We start from the raw sequence: 5,561 nt of genomic DNA, 5'->3' as shown, positions 1-5,561 counted from the left end.
AAATAAAAAAGCCCTTCATGAGAAGGGCTTTTTTTGATTGGGGTCTGGCGATGACCTACTCTCACATGGCGAATGCCACACTACCATTGGCGCACAGTGGTTTCACTTCTGAGTTCGGGAAGGGATCAGGTGGTTCACACTTGCTATGGTCGCCAGACAAACTGTTTGAGTGACTGCGATGTTTGCAGGGACTCGAAAGGGTTGTCTTTGCGAAGTTAGAAATTAGTATCTGTATTGTTTAGCGGTTTGTATCTGAAAGGACACTGCGTCAAGGCTATTAACTTGGCTGTTTTACTGTGTTGTAAAACTGTTTTGGCGTTATATAGTCAAGCCACACGAGCAATTAGTATTCGTTAGCTTCACGCATCGCTGCGCTTCCACACCGAACCTATCAACGTCATGGTCTCTAACGGCTCTTTAGGAGAGTTAAACTCTCGGGGAGACCTTATCTTGAGGGAGGCTTCGTACTTAGATGCTTTCAGCACTTATCCCTTCCGAACATAGCTACCCGGCTGTGCCACTGGCGTGACAACCGGAACACCAGAGGTTCGTCCACTTCGGTCCTCTCGTACTAGAAGCAGATCCTCTCAAGTCTCCAACGCCCACGGTAGATAGGGACCGAACTGTCTCACGACGTTCTAAACCCAGCTCGCGTACCTCTTTAAATGGCGAACAGCCATACCCTTGGGACCTGCTTCAGCCCCAGGATGAGATGAGCCGACATCGAGGTGCCAAACACCGCCGTCGATATGAACTCTTGGGCGGTATCAGCCTGTTATCCCCAGAGTACCTTTTATCCGTTGAGCGATGGCCCTTCCATACAGAACCACCGGATCACTAAGACCTACTTTCGTACCTGCTCGACTTGTGGGTCTCGCAGTTAAGCGCGCTTTTGCCTTTATACTCAGTGCGTGATTTCCGACCACGCTGAGCGCACCTTCGTACTCCTCCGTTACTCTTTAGGAGGAGACCGCCCCAGTCAAACTACCCACCATACACTGTCCCAAATCCGGATAACGGATCATGGTTAGAACCTCAACATTACCAGGGTGGTATTTCAAGGATGGCTCCGCTCGAACTGGCGTCCGAGTTTCATAGCCTCCCACCTATCCTACACAAGTAAGGTCAAAGTTCAGTGCAAAGCTGCAGTAAAGGTTCACGGGGTCTTTCCGTCTAGCCGCGGGTACACGGCATCTTCACCGCGATTTCGATTTCACTGAGTCTCTGGTGGAGACAGCGCCGCCATCATTATGCCATTCGTGCAGGTCGGAACTTACCCGACAAGGAATTTCGCTACCTTAGGACCGTTATAGTTACGGCCGCCGTTTACTGGGGCTTCGATCAAGAGCTTCGCTTTCGCTAACCCCATCAATTAACCTTCCAGCACCGGGCAGGCATCACACCCTATACGTCCACTTTCGTGTTTGCAGAGTGCTGTGTTTTTAATAAACAGTTGCAGCGGCCTAGTTTCTGAGGCTGCCAATAGCTTACGTCGCGAGGACTTCACCATCAGCAGCGTACCTTCTCCCGAAGTTACGGTACTATTTTGCCTAGTTCCTTCACCAGAGTTCTCTCAAGCGCCTTGGTCTTCTCGACCTGACCACCTGTGTCGGTTTCGGGTACGATCTCTTACTGACTGAAGCTTAGGAGCTTTTCTTGGAAGCATGGCATCTATCACTTCTCTGTACAAGTACAGATTCGTCTCAGTTCTCAGCATAGAGTAGCCCGGATTTGCCTAAGCTACATGCCTACAACCTTTCTCCAGCACAACCAATCGCTGGTAGATATAGCCTTCTCCGTCCCTCCATCGCATCAGTAAGAGGTACAGGAATATTAACCTGTTTCCCATCGACTACGCTTTTCAGCCTCGCCTTAGGGATCGACTCACCCTGCGCCGATTAACGTTGCGCAGGAACCCTTGGTCTTCCGGCGGGGATGTTTTTCACACCCCTTATCGTTACTCACGTCAGCATTCGCACTTCTGATATCTCCAGCATGCTTCTCAACACACCTTCGCAGACTTACAGAACGCTCCCCTACCACGTGCACTGAGTGCACATCCGCAGCTTCGGCTTCTAGTTTTAGCCCCGTTACATCTTCCGCGCAGGCCGACTCGACTAGTGAGCTATTACGCTTTCTTTAAAGGGTGGCTGCTTCTAAGCCAACCTCCTAGCTGTCTATGCCTTCCCACATCGTTTCCCACTTAACTAGAAATTTGGGGCCTTAGCTGGCGGTCTGGGTTGTTTCCCTCTTGACGATGGACATTAGCACCCACCGTCTGTCTCCCGGATAGTACTCACAGGTATTCGGAGTTTGCATCGGTTTGCTAAGTCGGGATGACCCGCTAGCCGAAACAGTGCTCTACCCCCTGTGGTATTCGTCCGAGGCGCTACCTAAATAGCTTTCGGGGAGAACCAGCTATCACCGAGTTTGATTAGCCTTTCACCCCTATCCACAAGTCATCCCCCGGCTTTTCAACGACGGTGGGTTCGGGCCTCCAGTCAGTGTTACCTAACCTTCACCCTGCTCATGGATAGATCACCCGGTTTCGGGTCTACTCCCAGCAACTTAACGCCCTATTCAGACTCGATTTCTCTACGGCTCCCCTATTCGGTTAACCTTGCTACTGAGAATAAGTCGCTGACCCATTATACAAAAGGTACGCAGTCACACCATAAAGGTGCTCCCACTGCTTGTATGCATACGGTTTCAGGATCTATTTCACTCCGTTCACCACGGTTCTTTTCGCCTTTCCCTCACGGTACTTGTTCACTATCGGTCAGTCAGGAGTATTTAGCCTTGGAGGATGGTCCCCCCATCTTCAAACAGGATTTCACGTGTCCCGTCCTACTCGTTTTCATCGACTATGCCCTTTCGTGTACGGGGCTATCACCTACTATGGCCAGACTTTCCAGACTGTTCCACTAAAGCATAATCGACTTAAGGGCTGATCCCATTTCGCTCGCCGCTACTCAGGGAATCTCAATTGATTTCTTTTCCTAAGGGTACTGAGATGTTTCACTTCCCCTCGTTCGCCTCGCAACACTATGTATTCATGTTGCGATACCTACCTTATGGTAAGTGGGTTTCCCCATTCAGACATCCCCGGATCATAGCTTATTTGCCAGCTCCCCGAAGCTTTTCGCAGGCTTACACGTCTTTCATCGCCTCTGACTGCCAAGGCATCCACCGTATGCACTTATTCACTTGACTATATAACCCAAAACAGTCTCTCTAACTTACGCTAAAAAAACCATCCAGCTATATATTCGCTCTAAACTAAATGGACTTGATTTAGTCTAGTTTTCATAACGCCGTACCAAGTTTCGCTTGACTCAGTTCTCTATTCAGATACTATCTATTCATTCATCATGGCAACTTATTGCCACAACAATGAATCCGATAAACATTCTACAGACTCAATTTCTAACTTGTTAAAGAACTTCATGCCGACTCATCATCAAGCATGTTTATTTCATCTAGTATAATTACTAGACCTTAGTATTTTCATTCAAAACACTAAGGTCTAGCCATTCACTGACAACAACCAATTTATTCTGACCTAAACAGCAACCCATACAAAACACGTATGGTGGAGCCAGACGGGATCGAACCGACGACATCCAGCTTGCAAAGCTGGCGCTCTCCCAGCTGAGCTATGGCCCCGCTCAGTCTTACGCTAACCTAGTCATGGTGGGTCTGGACGGACTTGAACCATCGACCCCACGCTTATCAAGCGTGTGCTCTAACCAACTGAGCTACAGACCCGATTTTCAAGGTCAGCTTTCTCTTGTCTACAGATACATAAGCAATTTGTTGTGAATCCTTACTGATGACGTGATGTCATAGTTTAAGGAGGTGATCCAGCCGCAGGTTCCCCTACGGCTACCTTGTTACGACTTCACCCCAGTCATCGACCACACCGTGGTAAGCGTCCTCCTTACGGTTAGACTACCTACTTCTGGTGCAATAGACTCCCATGGTGTGACGGGCGGTGTGTACAAGGCCCGGGAACGTATTCACCGCAGCATTCTGATCTGCGATTACTAGCGATTCCGACTTCATGGAGTCGAGTTGCAGACTCCAATCTGGACTACGATTGGCTTTTTGAGATTAGCATCCTCTCGCGAGGTAGCAACCCTTTGTACCAACCATTGTAGCACGTGTGTAGCCCTGGCCGTAAGGGCCATGATGACTTGACGTCGTCCCCGCCTTCCTCCGGTTTGTCACCGGCAGTATCTTTAGAGTTCCCACCATTACGTGCTGGCAAATAAAGAAAAGGGTTGCGCTCGTTGCGGGACTTAACCCAACATCTCACGACACGAGCTGACGACAGCCATGCAGCACCTGTGTTCTGATTCCCGAAGGCACTCTCGTATCTCTACAAGATTCCAGACATGTCAAGGCCAGGTAAGGTTCTTCGCGTTGCATCGAATTAAACCACATGCTCCACCGCTTGTGCGGGCCCCCGTCAATTCATTTGAGTTTTAGTCTTGCGACCGTACTCCCCAGGCGGTCAACTTATCGCGTTAGCTGCGCCACTAAGCCCTCAAGGAGCCCAACGGCTAGTTGACATCGTTTACAGCATGGACTACCAGGGTATCTAATCCTGTTTGCTCCCCATGCTTTCGCACCTCAGCGTCAGTATTAGGCCAGAAGGCTGCCTTCGCCATCGGTATTCCTCCAGATCTCTACGCATTTCACCGCTACACCTGGAATTCTACCTTCCTCTCCCATACTCTAGTCAGCCAGTATCGGATGCAGTGCCTAGGTTGAGCCCAGGGATTTCACATCCGACTTAACAAACCGCCTACGCGCGCTTTACGCCCAGTAATTCCGATTAACGCTTGCACCCTCTGTATTACCGCGGCTGCTGGCACAGAGTTAGCCGGTGCTTATTCTGTAGGTAACGTCAATTCACCATAATATTAGTATAGTGACCTTCCTCCCTACTTAAAGTGCTTTACAACCCGAAGGCCTTCTTCACACACGCGGCATGGCTGGATCAGGCTTGCGCCCATTGTCCAATATTCCCCACTGCTGCCTCCCGTAGGAGTCTGGACCGTGTCTCAGTTCCAGTGTGGCTGGCCATCCTCTCAGACCAGCTACAGATCGTCGCCTTGGTAGGCCTTTACCCTACCAACTAGCTAATCCGACCTAGGCTCATCTATTAGCAAGAGGTCCGAAGATCCCCCTCTTTCTCCCGTAGGACGTATGCGGTATTAGCGAACCTTTCGATTCGTTATCCCCCACTAATAGGCAGATTCCTAGGTATTACTCACCCGTTCGCCGCTAAGACCGAAGTCTCCGCTCGACTTGCATGTGTTAAGCCTGCCGCCAGCGTTCAATCTGAGCCATGATCAAACTCTTCAGTTTAATTTATATCGGTACTTTTATCGAAAGCACCAAAATCTTGGCTCAATGGAATTAAAAAAGCTGCACAAATTGAATTGCGAGTCTTTTCTACCATTGATAATTTTTTAACATCATCATCAACAGCAAAAATCCACACAAATTGCTTATCTATCTGTTAAAGAACTTCTCAAGTATCTCTACTTAAG

1 protein-coding gene, 2 tRNA genes and 3 rRNA genes are annotated in these 5,561 nt (G+C 49.3%); all 6 read right to left on the bottom strand.

Annotation, left to right across the window (positions count from 1 at the left end; all coding sequences use genetic code 11):
* Positions 1–42 precede the first annotated feature (42 nt).
* A 5S ribosomal RNA gene (rrf, locus tag C8N29_RS16295) occupies positions 43–157 on the bottom strand.
* Between the two features lie 165 nt (positions 158–322).
* Positions 323–3,213: ribosomal RNA gene (locus C8N29_RS16290) — 23S ribosomal RNA — on the bottom strand.
* A 377-nt stretch (positions 3,214–3,590) separates the two neighbouring features.
* Positions 3,591–3,666 (bottom strand) — tRNA-Ala (locus tag C8N29_RS16285).
* Positions 3,667–3,691: 25 nt separating this feature from the next.
* A tRNA-Ile gene (locus C8N29_RS16280) sits at positions 3,692–3,768 on the bottom strand.
* Between the two features lie 83 nt (positions 3,769–3,851).
* Positions 3,852–5,376 (bottom strand): 16S ribosomal RNA (locus C8N29_RS16275).
* Together the 16S, 23S and 5S rRNA genes with 2 tRNA genes alongside form the textbook arrangement of a ribosomal RNA operon.
* Complete coding sequence (locus tag C8N29_RS16920) at positions 5,375–5,512, bottom strand: hypothetical protein (protein ID WP_170107024.1); 138 nt, start codon at positions 5,510–5,512, stop codon at positions 5,375–5,377. Before C8N29_RS16920 ends, C8N29_RS16275 begins: the two co-directional genes overlap by 2 nt.
* Positions 5,513–5,561 lie beyond the last annotated feature (49 nt).

It is taken from the genome of Agitococcus lubricus, from assembly GCF_003051055.1.
In the GTDB taxonomy this organism is placed as follows: Bacteria; Pseudomonadota; Gammaproteobacteria; order Pseudomonadales; family Moraxellaceae; genus Agitococcus; species Agitococcus lubricus.
The sequence above is the reverse complement of the archived record's forward strand: the minus strand, read 5'-3'. Positions and strand labels throughout refer to the sequence as shown.